Annotated in this window: 12 protein-coding genes; 3 read left to right on the top strand and 9 right to left on the bottom strand. The window is 73.6% G+C overall.

Annotation, left to right across the window (positions count from 1 at the left end; translation table 11 throughout):
- Nucleotides 1–34 precede the first annotated feature (34 nt).
- The 5 genes from CP977_RS12460 to CP977_RS12440 form a co-directional block, all read right to left on the bottom strand.
- Nucleotides 35–913 (bottom strand): siderophore-interacting protein, encoded by an 879-nt coding sequence (locus CP977_RS12460; protein WP_062755439.1) that lies wholly within the window; start codon nucleotides 911–913, stop codon nucleotides 35–37.
- Nucleotides 914–1,091: 178 nt separating this feature from the next.
- A complete protein-coding gene (locus CP977_RS12455) occupies nucleotides 1,092–2,252 on the bottom strand; it encodes an acyl-CoA dehydrogenase family protein (protein WP_030210338.1) in 1,161 nt (386 codons plus the stop codon).
- A gap of 8 nt (nucleotides 2,253–2,260) precedes the next feature.
- Complete coding sequence (locus CP977_RS12450; RefSeq protein ID WP_152371557.1) at nucleotides 2,261–3,178, bottom strand: hydroxymethylglutaryl-CoA lyase; 918 nt, start codon at nucleotides 3,176–3,178, stop codon at nucleotides 2,261–2,263.
- 14 nt (nucleotides 3,179–3,192) lie between these two features.
- Nucleotides 3,193–5,124 (bottom strand): ATP-binding protein, encoded by a 1,932-nt coding sequence (locus CP977_RS12445; RefSeq protein ID WP_062755441.1) that lies wholly within the window; start codon nucleotides 5,122–5,124, stop codon nucleotides 3,193–3,195.
- Between the two features lie 14 nt (nucleotides 5,125–5,138).
- A complete protein-coding gene (locus CP977_RS12440; protein ID WP_062755443.1) occupies nucleotides 5,139–6,746 on the bottom strand; it encodes a carboxyl transferase domain-containing protein in 1,608 nt (535 codons plus the stop codon).
- 87 nt (nucleotides 6,747–6,833) lie between these two features.
- Between CP977_RS12440 and CP977_RS12435 the strand changes: the two genes are divergently transcribed.
- Together CP977_RS12435 and CP977_RS12430 are read left to right on the top strand one after the other, a co-directional pair.
- Nucleotides 6,834–7,433: an SACE_7040 family transcriptional regulator gene (locus CP977_RS12435; RefSeq protein ID WP_062755445.1), complete on the top strand. Its 600-nt coding sequence runs from the start codon at nucleotides 6,834–6,836 to the stop codon at nucleotides 7,431–7,433.
- 120 nt (nucleotides 7,434–7,553) lie between these two features.
- A complete protein-coding gene (locus tag CP977_RS12430; RefSeq protein WP_062757076.1) occupies nucleotides 7,554–8,333 on the top strand; it encodes a phosphatase in 780 nt (259 codons plus the stop codon).
- Between the two features lie 9 nt (nucleotides 8,334–8,342).
- On the opposite strand, the gene CP977_RS12425 is transcribed toward CP977_RS12430, so the two are convergent.
- The 4 genes from CP977_RS12425 to CP977_RS12410 form a co-directional block, all read right to left on the bottom strand.
- Nucleotides 8,343–9,311: a cation diffusion facilitator family transporter gene (locus tag CP977_RS12425; protein ID WP_109186141.1), complete on the bottom strand. Its 969-nt coding sequence runs from the start codon at nucleotides 9,309–9,311 to the stop codon at nucleotides 8,343–8,345.
- A gap of 19 nt (nucleotides 9,312–9,330) precedes the next feature.
- Nucleotides 9,331–10,239, bottom strand: a complete 909-nt coding sequence (tesB, locus tag CP977_RS12420) for an acyl-CoA thioesterase II (RefSeq protein WP_229991630.1) — start codon at nucleotides 10,237–10,239, stop codon at nucleotides 9,331–9,333.
- Nucleotides 10,240–11,397 carry an acyl-CoA dehydrogenase family protein gene (locus CP977_RS12415; RefSeq protein WP_062755449.1) on the bottom strand — a complete coding sequence of 386 codons (1,158 nt, stop codon included), beginning with the start codon at nucleotides 11,395–11,397 and terminating at the stop codon, nucleotides 10,240–10,242.
- A 104-nt stretch (nucleotides 11,398–11,501) separates the two neighbouring features.
- Nucleotides 11,502–12,746, bottom strand: coding sequence for a helix-turn-helix domain-containing protein (locus CP977_RS12410; protein ID WP_152370098.1), 1,245 nt, complete (start codon nucleotides 12,744–12,746; stop codon nucleotides 11,502–11,504).
- A gap of 163 nt (nucleotides 12,747–12,909) precedes the next feature.
- Here CP977_RS12410 and CP977_RS12405 point away from each other — a divergent pair, with 163 nt between their 5' ends.
- Nucleotides 12,910–13,518, top strand: coding sequence for a hypothetical protein (locus CP977_RS12405; RefSeq protein WP_062755453.1), 609 nt, complete (start codon nucleotides 12,910–12,912; stop codon nucleotides 13,516–13,518).
- Nucleotides 13,519–14,029 lie beyond the last annotated feature (511 nt).

Here is a 14,029-nt window from a genome sequence, read left to right as displayed (position 1 = left end):
GTGGCGGGGCGGAGGGGCGGGAATCGCGGCGGCCTTACGCCTGGTCGCGGGCCGTCTCGTCGCGCGCCGCGTCCTCCCGCGTCTCGTCCGGCACCTCGCGCAGGGCGTCCTCGGACAGGCCCCTGCGCCAGTACCCGACGAACGTCACCCGGCGCCGGTCGAGCCCGCGCTCGCGCACGAAGTGGCGGCGCAGCGCCTTCACCGACCCCGATTCGCCCGCGATCCAGACGTACGGGGACGCTCCGGGCAGTTCGGCGCCGCGCACCGCGTCCACGGCGGACGGCGCCCCCTCCTCCCGTACGAGCCAGGTGACCTCGGCGTCGGCGGCGGTGGGCAGTTCGGTCCGGTCGCCGGGGTACGGGACCTCCAGGAAGACCCGGGCGCGGGTCCCGGCCGGCAGCCACTCCAGGATCGCCGAGGCCGCCGGGAGGGCCGTCTCGTCCGCCCAGATCACGACGGAGTCGGCGTCCTCGGGCGGCCGGAAGCGGACGGCCGTGTTGTCGGCCACGGCGGGTCCGAGGACGACCACCCGGTCGCCGGGCCCGGCGCCCGCGGCCCAGCGGCAGGCCGGCCCGCCGTCCTCGTGGAGCGCGAAGTCGACGTCGAGCTCGTCCGGCCCGGTGCGCTGCTCGCGGACGGTGTACGAGCGCATCACGGCCCGCTCCTCGTGGGGCATAGCCCGCCAGGCGCCGAGGATCGCGTACATGTCCTGCCCGTCCAGGGGCGGCAGGACGGGGGCCTCCTGGCCGGGGTGCGGCAGGAAGAGGGAGAGCGACTGGTCGCGGCCGCCGGCGGCGAAGCCCTTCAGGTCCTCCCCGGTGAAGGTGACCCGGACCAGGGACGGGCCGAGGCGCCGCGTCCGGTCGACCCGGAGCGAGAAGAACCGGAAGGGGGCGGTCTCGGCGTGCGTCATGGGGCGGGCACCTTTTCGGTACGGGGTCTCCCGGGCGGGCGGGGCCGTCTCGATCGACGGCGAATGTAGGTTAGCCTAACCTCATATTCTCTGATCGGGCGGGGTGCCCCGCGGCCGGGCCCGGACACGACGGAGCCCGCCGCCCCCGCACGGGGACGACGGGCTCTCCCGCGCGGGATCAGGCCGACAGGCCCAACTCCCGCGCGATCAGCATCCGCTGGACCTCGCTCGTGCCCTCGCCGATCTCCAGGATCTTCGAGTCGCGCCACATGCGGGCCACCGGGTACTCGTTCATGAAGCCGTAGCCGCCGTGGATCTGGGTCGCCTCGCGGGCGTTGTCCACGGCCACCGTGGAGGAGTACAGCTTCGCGATGGCCGCCTCCTTCTTGAACGGCTCGCCCAGGACCAGGCGCGAGGCCGCGTCCCGCCAGCCGATCCGGGCCATGTGCGCCCGGGTCTCCATGTCCGCGATCTTGAACTGGATGGCCTGGTTGTCGCCGATCGGGCGTCCGAAGGCGTGACGTTCCTTCGCGTACTTCACGGACTCGTCCACACAGCCCTGCGCGAGGCCCGTCGCGAGCGCCGCGATGGCGACCCGGCCCTCGTCCAGGATGCGGAGGAACTGCGCGTACCCCCGGCCCTCCTCGCCGAGCAGGTTCCCGACCGGCACCCGGACGTCGTCGAAGGACAGCTCGCGGGTGTCCGAGGCGTTCCAGCCGACCTTCGAGTACGGGGCGGCGACCGTGAAGCCCGGGGTGCCGGAGGGGACGATGATCGAGGAGATCAGCGGGCGCCCGTCCGGCTTGCGGCCGGTGACCGCCGTGACCGTCACCAGGCCGGTGATGTCCGTGCCGGAGTTGGTGATGAAGCACTTCGAGCCGTTGATCACCCACTCGTCGCCGTCGCGGACGGCCGTCGTGCGGGTGCCGCCCGCGTCCGACCCGGCGCCGGGCTCGGTCAGGCCGAACGCGCCCAGGACCTCGCCCGCGCACAGCCTCGGCAGCCACTCCCGCTTCTGCTCCTCGGTGCCGAACAGGTGCAGCGGCATCGCGCCGAGCGAGACGCCCGCCTCCAGGGTGATGGCCACCGAGGAGTCGACCCGGGCCAGCTCCTCCAGGGCGATCCCGAGGGCCAGGTAGTCGCCGCCCATGCCGCCGTACTCCTCGGGGAACGGCAGCCCGAACAGGCCCATGCGGCCCATCTCGCGGACGATCTCGTACGGGAACTCGTGCCGCTCGTAGTAGTCCCCGATCTTCGGGGCCACCACGTCGTGGGCGAACGCCTCGACGGTGCGGCGGAGTTCCTGGTGTTCGGCGGAGAGCCGGTGGTCGAGGGACATGGGTTCCTTCACTCCTTGTGGGAGAGGGCGCGGACGGTGCGGGACGGGCTGGGCCGGCCCAGTTGTTCGGCCATCCACACGCTCGTGGCGGTGAGGGCGGCCAGATCGACCCCGGTCTCGATGCCGAGGCCGTCGAGCATCCACACGAGGTCCTCGGTGGCGAGGTTGCCGGTCGCGCTCTTCGCGTACGGGCAGCCGCCGAGGCCGCCGGCGGAGGCGTCGACCGTGCTCACCCCGTGCCGCAGCGCGGCCAGGGTGTTGGACAGGGCCTGTCCGTAGGTGTCGTGGAAGTGCACGGCGATGCGGGAGGTGGGGACGCCCGCCTCGTTCAGCGCGGTCAGCAGGGCCTCGACGTGGCCGGGGGTCGCCACGCCGATGGTGTCGCCGAGGCTCAGCTCGTCGCAGCCCATGTCGGCCAGCGCCCGGGCGACCCGGACGACCTGCTCGACCGGGACCGGGCCCTCCCACGGGTCGCCGAAGCACATCGACAGGTAGCCGCGCACCTTCAGGCCGGCCTCTATGGCCCGGACGACGGTCGGCGCGAAGAGCGCGAGGGACTCGTCCACGGTCCGGTTCAGGTTGGCCTTGGCGAAGGACTCGGTGGCCGAGGCGAAGACGGCGATCTCCCGGGCGCCGAGCGCGAGGGCCCGGTCGAGGCCGCGCTCGTTCGGCACCAGGACCGGCAGGCGGACCGGGAGGTCGCGGACCAGCGGGAACAGGTCCTCGGCGTCGGCCAGCTGGGGCACCCACTTGGGGTGCACGAAGCTGGTCGCCTCGACGGTGCCGAGCCCGGCGGCGGCGAGGCGGCGGACGAACTCCGCCTTCACCTCGGTCGGGACGGCCCCCTTCTCGTTCTGGAGGCCGTCGCGGGCCCCCACCTCGTGGATCCGGACCCGGGCGGGGAGCCCGGCGCCGGGGACGGTCATGGGCAGTCCGGTGGTCACGCTTCCTCCCCGGAGGTCTCGTGCGGGGTGACGACGGCCAGGACCTGGTCCATCGCGACGGCGGTGCCGGGCGTGACGTCCAGCTCGGTGACGGTGCCGGCGTGCGGGGCGGAGATGACGTGCTCCATCTTCATCGCCTCCACGACGAGCAGGCTCTGCCCGGCCTCCACCTCGTCCCCGACGGACACCTTCACCACGGTCACGGTCCCGGGCATCGGCGCGGCCAGCGTGTCCGCCCCGCCGCGCCCGGCCCCGCCGAGCGCCGCCTCCACCGGGTCGTGGTCCAGCACGTGCCAGGAGTCGCCGTCGCGGCCCAGCCAGGCGCCGGCCCGGTGGAACGTGTGGGTGACCCCGTCCACGACGACCGTCACCGAGGCGTCCGCGACCCGGGCGCCGGGCGGCGCCTCCACCGTCACCGGTTCGAGGCCCGGTACGCGTACGGGGAAGGCCGGCGGGTTCGGAGTGCCGCCCAGGCGCCAGCCGTTCGGCACCGAGAAGGGGTCCGTCCAGCCGTCCCGGGGTGCCGGGGCCAGCTCCGCGAGCCGTACGGCCGCCGCCGCCGCGTACACCTCGGCCGGTACGTCCTTGGGGACGAGCCCCTCGGCCTCGCGCTCCACCAGGCCGGTGTCGAGGTCTCCGGAGGCCACGTCCGGGTGGGCCAACAGCCTCCGCAGGAAGCCCGCGTTCGTCGGGACGCCCAGGGTGACCGTGTCCGCGAGGGCCGCGCGCAGCCGGCGCAGGGCCGTGGGGCGGTCCGGGGCGTGCACGATGACCTTCGACAGCATCGGGTCGTACAGGCTGCCGACCTCCGTGCCCTCGCTCAGGCCCGAGTCCGTCCGCGCGCCGTTGCCCTGCGGCTCGTGCAGCGCCAGGACCGTGCCGCCCGACGGCAGGAAGCCGCGAGAGGGGTCTTCGGCGCAGATCCGGGCCTCGATGGCCCAGCCGTCCAGCCGGACGTCCTCCTGCGCGAAGGGCAGCGGCTCACCGGCGGCGACCCGCAGCTGCCACTCCACCAGGTCGATGCCGGTGACCAGCTCCGTCACCGGGTGCTCGACCTGGAGCCGGGTGTTCATCTCCATGAAGCAGTACGAGGCGGGGTCGCCTCCCGGGACGATGAACTCGACCGTGCCCGCGCCCACGTAGCCGCAGGACCGGGCCGCCTCGACCGCCGCCGCGCCCATCGCGGCCCGGAGCTCCGGGGTCAGGAGGACGGACGGGGCCTCCTCGATGATCTTCTGGTGGCGGCGCTGGAGCGAGCACTCGCGCTCCCCGAGGTGGATCACGTTGCCGTGGGTGTCGGCGAGGACCTGGATCTCGATGTGCCGGGGCCCGTCGATCCACCGCTCCACGAGCAGCGTGTCGTCGCCGAAGGAGGCGCGGGCCTCGCGCCGGGCCGCCGCGATCTCCTCGTCCAGGACCGCCAGGTCCCGCACGAGCCGCATGCCCTTGCCGCCGCCGCCCGCGCTGGGCTTGAGCAGCACGGGCGCGCCCAGCTCGCGGGCGGCCTCGGCCAGTTCGGGGTCGGCGGCGCCCGGGACCACGGGCACGCCCGCCGCCTTCACGGTCTCCTTGGCCCGGATCTTGTCGCCCATCAGGGAGATCGCCTCGGCGGACGGGCCGATGAAGACGAGGCCCGCCTCGGCGCAGGCCCGCGCGAAGCCGGCGTTCTCGGCGAGGAAGCCGTAGCCGGGGTGGACGGCCTGCGCGCCGGTGCGGCGGGCCGCGTCGAGCAGGGCGGGGACCGACAGGTACGACTCGGCGGCCGGCGGCGGACCGATCCGCACCGCCGTGTCCGCCTCCCGCACGTGCCGGGCGTCGGCGTCCGCGTCGCTGTACACGGCCACCGAGCGGACGCCGAGCTCCCGCAGGGTGCGGATGACCCGGACCGCGATCTCGCCCCGGTTGGCCACAAGAACGGTGTCGAACATGCTCCGAGAACCCCTCACATCCGGAATACGCCGAACTGGGGGTCTCCCAGGGGCGCGTTGGCACAGGCGGTCAGGGCGAGGCCGAGAACCTGCCGGGTCTCCAGGGGGTCGATGACCCCGTCGTCCCAGAGCCGGGCGGTCGCGTAGTAGGCGCTGCCCTGGGTCTCGTACTGCTCGCGGATCGGGGCCTTGAAGGCCTCTTCCTCCTCCGCGCTCCAGTCGTCGCCGAGCTGGTCGCGCTTGACGGTCGCGAGGACGGAGGCGGCCTGCTCGCCGCCCATGACGGAGATCTTGGCGTTGGGCCACATCCACAGGAAGCGGGGGGAGTACGCCCGGCCGCACATCGAGTAGTTGCCCGCGCCGTACGAGCCGCCGACGACGACGGTCAGCTTCGGGACCCGGGTGGTGGCCACGGCCGTGACCATCTTGGCGCCGTGCTTGGCGATGCCGCCGTGCTCGTATGCCTTGCCGACCATGAAGCCGGTGATGTTCTGCAGGAACACCAGCGGGATGCCGCGCTGGTCGCACAGCTCGATGAAGTGCGCGCCCTTCTGGGCGGACTCGGCGAACAGGATGCCGTTGTTGGCGACGATCCCGACCGGGTGCCCGTGGATGCGGGCGAAGCCGGTGACGAGGGTCTGCCCGTACTCGGCCTTGAACTCCTGGAAGCGCGAGCCGTCCACGACCCGGGCGATGACCTCGCGCACGTCGTAGGGGGTGCGGGAGTCGACCGGCACGGCCCCGTACAGCCCGTACGGATCGACCTTCGGCTCCTCGGCGGGCTCGACCGACCAGGGGAGCGGGCCGCGCTCGGGGAGGGTGGCGACGATGTTCCGGACGATCCGCAGGGCGTGGGCGTCGTCCTCGGCGAGGTGGTCGGTGACGCCGGAGATCCGGGAGTGCACCTCGCCGCCGCCCAGCTCCTCGGCGGTGACGACCTCGCCGGTCGCGGCCTTCACCAGGGGCGGGCCGCCGAGGAAGATCGTGCCCTGGTTCCGCACGATCACGGCCTCGTCGCTCATCGCGGGGACGTACGCGCCGCCGGCCGTGCAGGAGCCGAGGACGGCCGCGATCTGCGGGATGCCGGCGCCGGACATCCGGGCCTGGTTGTAGAAGATGCGGCCGAAGTGCTCCCGGTCGGGGAAGACCTCGTCCTGCATCGGCAGGAAGGCGCCGCCGGAGTCGACCAGGTAGAGGCAGGGGAGTCGGTTCTCCAGGGCCACCTCCTGGGCCCGCAGGTGCTTCTTCACCGTCATCGGGTAGTACGTGCCGCCCTTGACGGTGGCGTCGTTCGCGACGATCACGCACTCGCGGCCCGAGACCCGCCCGATGCCCGCGACGACGCCGGCGGCCGGGGCCTGGCCGCCGTACAGGCCGTCGGCCGCGAGCGGGGCCAGTTCCAGGAACGGCGAGCCCGGGTCGAGGAGCGTGTCCACCCGGTCCCGGGGGAGCAGCTTGCCGCGCGCGGTGTGCCGCGCCCGGGCCTTCTCGCCCCCGCCCAGCGCGGCCGCCGCGAGCTTGGCGCGCAGGGTGGCGGCCAGCTCGTGGTGGGCGGCCTCGTTCGCCTGCCAGGCCGGCGAGGCGGGATCCGCCGCACTCGACAGCACGGGTGCCTGCTGCATCGACCGATCTCCCTTGTCCGGTTAATGAGCGTTAACGTATGGCGGACAGGTTAACGACCGCTAACGGGGTTGTCTAGAATCGATGCCATGGCCACGACTACCACCGCCGGCGGCAGGATCGACGCCCCCACGCGCCGCGAGCAGATCCTCAAGGAGGCCGCCCGCCTCTTCGCCGAGCGCGGTTTCCACGGCGTGGGCGTGGACGAGATAGGGGCCGCCGTCGGCATCAGCGGCCCCGGTCTCTACCGGCACTTCCCCGGCAAGGACGCGATGCTCGCCGAACTGCTCGTCGGCATCAGCGAGCGGCTGCTCGACGGCGGCCGGCTGCGGGCGGGGGAGGCGGGCGGCGACCCCCGGGCCCTGCTCGGCGCCCTCATCGACGGGCACATCGACTTCGCCCTCGACGACCGGCCGCTGATCATCCTCCACGACCGGGAGCTGGACCGGCTCAAGGACGAGGACCGCAAGCGGGTCCGCAAGCTCCAGCGGCAGTACGTCGAACTGTGGGTGGCGACGGTCCGCGAGCTGTACCCGGACGCCCCCGAGAGCGAGGCCCGCACCGCCGTCCACGCGGTCTTCGGCCTCCTCAACTCCACCCCCCACCTGGCCGCCCTCGGCCGCCGCCCCATGGAGCGCCTGCTGCGACGCCTTGCCCACGGGGCCTTCGGGGCGCTGGCGGCCGGCTGAACCCGTCCGGGGGCCTCCGGGCCGCCGGACGGCCGGCCGGCCCGCCGCCGGGGGACCCGGAGCGTCCAGGAGGCGGAATCCGGCCCCCGGTGGCCCCGGGGCTCGGACAGAATGTGGGGCATGCCGATACTCAGCCGCCCCGCCCTCGTCGAGCACCTCGTCCGCACCCGGATCGCGGGAGACGTCGCCACCCCGCGCGACAACAACCTCTCCCACTACCGGAGACTCGCCAACGGCGACCGGCACTACTGGCTCGGGCTCGAACTCGGGGACCGGTGGGCCGACGAGCAGGACGTGCTCGCCGTGATGGCCGAGCGGTGCGGCGTCGTCGACGACCCGGCCCACCGGACCGGCCAGGACACCATCGACCCCGAGCTGACCGTGGACGCCCTGGACCGGATGGCCGCCCGGCTGCGCAAGGCCGCCGAGGGGCGGGAGCGGGTCCTCTTCGCGACCGGCCACCCCGGCTCCCTGATCGACGTCCACAGCCGCGTCGCGGCCGCGCTGCGCGCCCGGGGCTGCGACATCGTCCGCATCCCCGGCGGCCTGATCGCCGACGAGGGGTACGTCGTGCAGTTCGCCGACGTCGCCGTCTTCGAGCGGGGCGCCAGCCTCTGGCACACCCACTCCCCGGAGCCGATGAACGCGATCCTGGACGGCCTGGAGGTCCTGGGCGAGCCCGCCCCCGACCTGGTGGTCGCCGACCACGGCTGGGCCGGGCGCGCGGGCCAGCGCGGCATCGACTCCATCGGGTACGCCGACTGCAACGACCCCGCCCTCTTCCTGGGCGAGGCCGAGGGCACCATGCAGGTCACGGTCCCGCTCGACGACCACGTCCTGGACCCCCGTTACTACGAGCCGCTGACCGCGTACCTGCTCGACGCGGCCGGTCTGGGCTGAGCCGCCGGTTCAGTCCCTCTCCCGCCCCCGCCGCCCCCCGCCCGGCGTCGGGTCCAGGTACACCCGGCGGACCGCCGGCACGCGCGCGCGGAGGCGGGTCTCGGCCTCCTCGCAGGCCCGCTCGACCTCCTCGGCCGGGACCCCGTCCCGGAAGTCGATCTTCGCGGCGACCAGGGCCTCGCCCGGCCCCTGGATGAGGGTCGTGAGGTCGAGGACCGCCTCGACCTGCGGGACGGCGAGCAGCTCCGCGCGCACGGCGTCCCGCATCTCCTTCGGCAGCGGGCGGCCGACGAGCAGTTCGGCGTTGGAGCGGCCGAGCACCCAGGCCACGTACACGAGCAGCGCGCCGATGAGGATCGAGGCGACGCCGTCCCAGACGCCGGAGCCGGACAGCTGCCCGCCCAGCAGGCCGCCCGCCGCGAGCAGCAGGCCGACCAGGGCGGCCGAGTCCTCCAGGACGACCGCCTTGACGGTGGTGTCGGGGGTGCGCCGCAGATAGGTGAAGAAGGGGGACTTCCGTTCCCTCGCCTCGGCCCGGACCTGCCGGAGCCCGGTCCGCAGCGAGAAGCCCTCCAGGACGAAGGCGACGGCGAGGACGACGTACGAGACGAGCGGGTCGCCCAGTTCCTCGCCGTGGGTGAGGGTGTGGATCCCGTCGTACACGGAGAAGACCGCGCCGCCGACGAAGGTCGCGACGGCCGCCAGCATCGCCCAGACGTACCGCTCGCCCGCGTACCCGACCGGATGGTCCTCGTCGGCCGGCTTCCCGCTCCGCCGGAGCGCGGTGAGCAGCATGATCTCGGTGACCGTGTCCGCGAGGGAGTGGGCCGCCTCCGACATCATCGCGCTCGACCCGCTGACCAGGCCCGCGACGGCCTTGGCGGCGGCGATCCCGAGGTTCGCCGCCGCCGCCACGATCACGGTGAAGGTGCTCTCGCCGTTCCCGTCGCCCGTGTCGCTTCTTACCTCTCGTCCCATGATCGGAACGTATGCCCGGTCACGGGCGCGGCACGCGAACGACACCCTCCTGGATGACCGAGATGGCCAGCTTCCCGTCCCGCGTCCAGATCCTGGCCTGCCCGAGGCCGCGCCCGCCGGCCGCGGACGGCGACTCCTGGTCGTACAGCAGCCACTCGTCGGCCCGGAAGGGCCGGTGGAACCACATCGCGTGGTCGAGGGAGGCCCCCACCACGTCCCCGACGGCCCAGCCGCCCCGCCCGTGTGCGAGCAGGACGGAGTCGAGCAGCGTCATGTCGGAGACGTACGTCGCCAGGCAGACGTGCAGGAGCGGGTCGTCGGCCAGTTTGCCGTTGGTGCGGAACCAGACCTGTGAGCGCGGTTCGCGCGGCTCCCCGACCGAGCCCCACGGCGGGGTGTCCACGTACCGCAGGTCCACGGCCGCCCGCGCCTCGACCAGGCGCCGGGCCACGTCCTCCGGCAGGTGCCGGGGCAGCATCTCGGCGGCCGTCGGCAGCGATTCCGGGTCCGGCGCGGCCGGCATGTCCGCCTGGTGGTCGAGCCCGTCCTCGTACGCCTGGAAGGAGGCGGAGAGGTGGAAGATCGGCTGCCCGTGCTGGACGGCGACGACCCGGCGGGTGGTGAAGGAGCGCCCGTCCCGGATGCGGTCGACCGCGTACACGATCGGCGCGCCGGGGTCGCCGGGGCGCAGGAAGTACGCGTGCAGGGAGTGCGCGAGGCGATCCTCGGGCACGGTCCGGCCCGCCGCCACCAGCGCCTGGGCGGCCACCTGGCCGCCGAAGACGCGGGGGACGAGCGCGGACCGGGACTGCCCCCGGAAGATGTCCCGCTCGATCCGCTCCAGGTCGAGCAGATCGAGCAGGGCGTCCAGGGCCCCGGGGGTGTCCGGGGCGGCCTGGATGCCCGGGGCGTCGTGCGCCTCGGGCACTTACAGGCCCATCGACTTCGCGATGATCGACTTCATGATCTCGCTGGTGCCGCCGTAGATGCGGTTGACGCGGTTGTCGGCGTACAGGCGGGCGATCGGGTACTCGTTCATGTAGCCGTAGCCGCCGTGCAGCTGGAGGCAGCGGTCGATGACGCGGTGGGCGACCTCGGTGCAGAACAGCTTGGCGCTCGCGGCCTCGGCCGGGGTCAGCTCGCCCGCGTCCAGGGCCTCCAGGGCGCGGTCCGCGACGGCCTCGGCGGCGTCGACCTCGGCCTGGCAGGCGGCCAGCTCGAACTTGGTGTTCTGGAAGTGCGCGACCGGCTTCCCGAAGACCGTGCGCTCCTGCACGTACTGCTGCGCGAAGCGGACGGCGGCCTTGGCCTGCGCGTAGGCGCCGAAGGCGATGCCCCAGCGCTCGGAGGCGAGGTTGTGGCCCAGGTAGTAGAAGCCCTTGCCCTCCTCGCCGAGCAGGTCCTCGACGGGGACCTTGACGTCGACGAACGCCAGCTCGGCGGTGTCGGAGGTCTTCAGGCCGAGCTTGTCGAGCTTGCGGCCGATCGAGTAGCCCTCGGACTTGGTGTCCACGGCGAAGAGCGAGATGCCGAAGCGGCGGTCCTCGGCCGACGGGGCGGAGGTGCGGGCGCAGACGATCACGCGGTCGGCGTGGACGCCGCCGGTGATGAAGGTCTTGGCGCCGTTGAGGACGTAGTGGGTGCCGTCCTCGGAGAGCTTGGCGGTGGTCTTCATGCCCGCGACGTCGGAGCCGGTGCCCGGTTCGGTCATGGCGAGCGCCCACATCTCCTCGCCGGAGACGAACTTCGGCAGGAAGCGCTTCTTCTGGTCCTCGGTGGCCAGCATCTTGATGTACGGCAGGGCCAGGAGGACGTGGACGCCGGAGCCGCCGAACTGGACGCCCGCGCGCGAGGTCTCCTCGTAGAGGACGGCCTCGAACTTGTGGGTGTCCAGGCCCGCGCCGCCGAACTCCTCGGGCACGTTGATGCCGAAGATGCCCAGCTCGCCGAGCTTGTAGTAGAAGTCGCGGGGCGCCTGGCCGGCCGCGAACCACTCGTCGTAGACCGGGACGACCTCGGCCTCGATGAAGGCCCGGATGGTCTCCCGGAACGCCTCGTGGTCCTCGTTGAATACGGTACGGCGCACGAGCCGCCTCCTTCGGTTCCTGTCCTGGTCCGGCCGGTCGCTCCGACGCCCGGGCATCTGCCTAAGCGCTTGCTCAGCCTTTACCGGACGAAGTTACCCACCGGTCACCCGCTCTGTCCAGACTCCGCGGCTGTGATCCAGCGCCCTTCGACGGTGTCGTACGCGTACGCCGGCCTCCCCGCGATCCCGCTCGTACGGAAGGGCTTCCCGCCATCCGTGATCCTTACCGTCCCCGACCGGTCCCCGCTGCTCCATTCGAGCTCCAGGTACCAGCGGCAGTCGCAGCCCGCCGTCCGCGCGGAGACGAGCAGCTCCTCGGGGTCGGAGGCGGTGACCTTGTACGGGAAGGACACGGCCGGGATCGTCCGGGACTCGGCGCCGGAGGCGTCGTGCCCGTCGACGGGCCGGGCGAGCGGGCGCGGCCGGTCGAGGTCCACGGCGAAGTGGCGCGGGGTGACGGCGCCGCCGCAGCCTTCGCCCATCCGGTACGCGTCCCACGGCGGCGGCGCGGCCCGGCCGACCACGCGGACGTGCAGGGCGTGGAGGACGACGGCGGTGGACGGCGAACGGCCCTGGACCGTGACCCGCACCAGCGTCTCCCCGCCGTGCACGGCCCCGTGCGCCCCCGCCCACGCCCTGGCGTCGGCCGTGACCGGCGGCGGGGCGACCGCGCGCGGGGCCCGGTCCACGAGGTAGGTGTGCCCGCAGTCGCCCTGCCAGAGCTGGGAGCCGATGGTCCAGGTGAAGGGGAGGGGCTGTTCCTTTCCGGGGGAGGGGGAGGAGGTGGGTGCTGTGGTGGGGGCGGAAGGCGTGCGGGAGGGGTGGCCGAGCAGGGCGGCGGCGAGGGCGAGCACGACGAGGGCTACGGCGGCGGTGACGAGGAGGGGGGCGGGGAGGGAGGGGGTGCGGCGGGGGCGGGGCGCCTCCGGCGCGGCCGGGGCCGGTTCGGGGGCGGGGCTCGGTTCCGGCGCGGTCGGTTCGGGGTCCGGGCTCGACACCGGCGCGGACGGTTCCGGTTCAGGTTTCGGCTCCGGGCTCGGCTCCGGCGCGGACGGTACAGACGTAGGCGCGGGCGTAGGTACGGGCGGAGCCGCCCGGCGGCGGGCGCGGTCCGCCTCCGTCCAGGCCGTCTCCAGGGCCCGCCGCTCCTCCTCGTCCGCCCCGCACAGCAGGGCGAGGCGGTCGACCACGGCGTACTCCTCCGGGACGGTCGCGCCGGAGCAGTAGCGGTGGAGGGTGGACGCGCTGACGCTCAGGCGCCGGCCCAGCGCCTCGTAACTCCTCCCGTCCCGCGCCTTCAGCGCGCGCACGAGCCGTGCGAACTCCTCGACGGCGGTGTCCTTCGGCATTCCATCCCCCTTGACCGTGCGTCCCACCCTTCACGTCCTTGCACGTCAGCGGGGGTGGAATGGTTCCGGGACGGGTGAAGGGCGCGTCGCCGTTGCGGGAGGCGGGCGCCGCCCCCGACGCTGGTGGAGCACTGACCGAACGACCCACGGGGGATCCACCACCATGAACAAGCTCCGCACCGCGTTCGCCGCGACCGCCGCTGCCGCCCTGGGCCTCGCGGCCCTCGCCACGGCCCCGGCGCAGGCCGCCGCCCAGCCCGCCTTCCTGGCCGCCTCCCAGATGCCGCCGTCGTCGACGCCGTGGACCGCCACCCAGGTCTTCGCCGGCGTCCCGGAGAACGGCGGGGTCCTCTGCGCCCCGTACAAGATCCCGGCGCAGAACACCCGCTACCGCGAGTTCAGCACCGAGCTCGACACCAACGGCGTCCAGGTCACCACCGTCGCCCGCACCGAGGCCGACGCCGTGAAGCTGGTCGCCACGCTCCGCAAGGCCCTCGCCGGCTGCGGGCCCCTCCTGGAGCAGCAGAACCCGGGTCTGGACGCCGTCAGCGCCTACCACGGCAAGCTCGCCGTCGAGGAGGGCGCCTGGGTGTACAGCCTGGACACCGCCGACCCGCAGATCGGCAGCACCGACGTCCACCTCTTCTCCGTCGGCCGCGACGGACGCACCGTCACCCTCGTCCGCTGGGGCCAGATGGGCGACCTGAAGGACGCCCCGCTGAAGGCCTTCCGGAAGACCACGACCACCGCCGTGAACAAGCTCTGGCCCTGATGTTCCCCGCACGGAGGTCTCCGGATCCGGCGATGTGAGAGGTTGCCGGATCACGGGGAACTTCGACGGGGAGTGGGCGGCGGCGCCCGAGGCGGTCAGACGCCGGCGTACGAGGCGCTGACGGCCGGAGGGCCGGCCGCGGCGTCCTTCACCGGCGTGGGGGAGGTGAGGTTCCTGGCCCCCGACCCCTGGGCGCTCGCCACGGGGAACGACGGCTCCTCGGGCGTGACGGGAACGGACGATCAGCCTCACTGGCCCGTGGCGGCGAACGTCATGTTCCTCCGGAGCGTCTCGGCGGCCGCGCCGGAGGGGAAGGTACCGGAAACCCTGGTGCGCTGCCGGGATCCGGAGCCCGAGACGGCCCGCCTCCACGACTCCTTGCCCCCGGGGCTGCCGCCTTCCACGGGGACGGAACCGTGGTTGGCGGAGCTCTGGCCCGCTCTGAGGGATGCCGCGACCGCCCGCCGGTTCCGGGTGCGAGGCTCGGGGTCGCTGCTCGATCGCGGGAAGC

The sequence above is a fragment of the Streptomyces cinereoruber genome (assembly GCF_009299385.1).
Classification (GTDB): Bacteria; Actinomycetota; Actinomycetes; order Streptomycetales; family Streptomycetaceae; genus Streptomyces; species Streptomyces bikiniensis.
Note: the sequence above shows the minus strand (reverse complement) of the source record. Positions and strands in the feature narration are given on the sequence as shown.

Excerpts from the sequence above, each read along its gene's own strand:
- CP977_RS12435 (WP_062755445.1), top strand. The coding sequence starts at position 6,834 with ATGGCCACGACTACCACCGCCGGCGGCAGGATCGACGCCCCCACGCGC.
- CP977_RS12410 (WP_152370098.1), bottom strand. The coding sequence starts at position 12,746 with ATGCCGAAGGACACCGCCGTCGAGGAGTTCGCACGGCTCGTGCGCGCG.
- CP977_RS12425 (WP_109186141.1), bottom strand. The coding sequence starts at position 9,311 with ATGGGACGAGAGGTAAGAAGCGACACGGGCGACGGGAACGGCGAGAGC.
- CP977_RS12405 (WP_062755453.1), top strand. The coding sequence starts at position 12,910 with ATGAACAAGCTCCGCACCGCGTTCGCCGCGACCGCCGCTGCCGCCCTG.
- CP977_RS12440 (WP_062755443.1), bottom strand. The coding sequence starts at position 6,746 with ATGCAGCAGGCACCCGTGCTGTCGAGTGCGGCGGATCCCGCCTCGCCG.
- CP977_RS12450 (WP_152371557.1), bottom strand. The coding sequence starts at position 3,178 with ATGACCGTCCCCGGCGCCGGGCTCCCCGCCCGGGTCCGGATCCACGAG.
- CP977_RS12455 (WP_030210338.1), bottom strand. The coding sequence starts at position 2,252 with ATGTCCCTCGACCACCGGCTCTCCGCCGAACACCAGGAACTCCGCCGC.
- CP977_RS12430 (WP_062757076.1), top strand. The coding sequence starts at position 7,554 with ATGCCGATACTCAGCCGCCCCGCCCTCGTCGAGCACCTCGTCCGCACC.
- CP977_RS12445 (WP_062755441.1), bottom strand. The coding sequence starts at position 5,124 with ATGTTCGACACCGTTCTTGTGGCCAACCGGGGCGAGATCGCGGTCCGG.
- CP977_RS12460 (WP_062755439.1), bottom strand. The coding sequence starts at position 913 with ATGACGCACGCCGAGACCGCCCCCTTCCGGTTCTTCTCGCTCCGGGTC.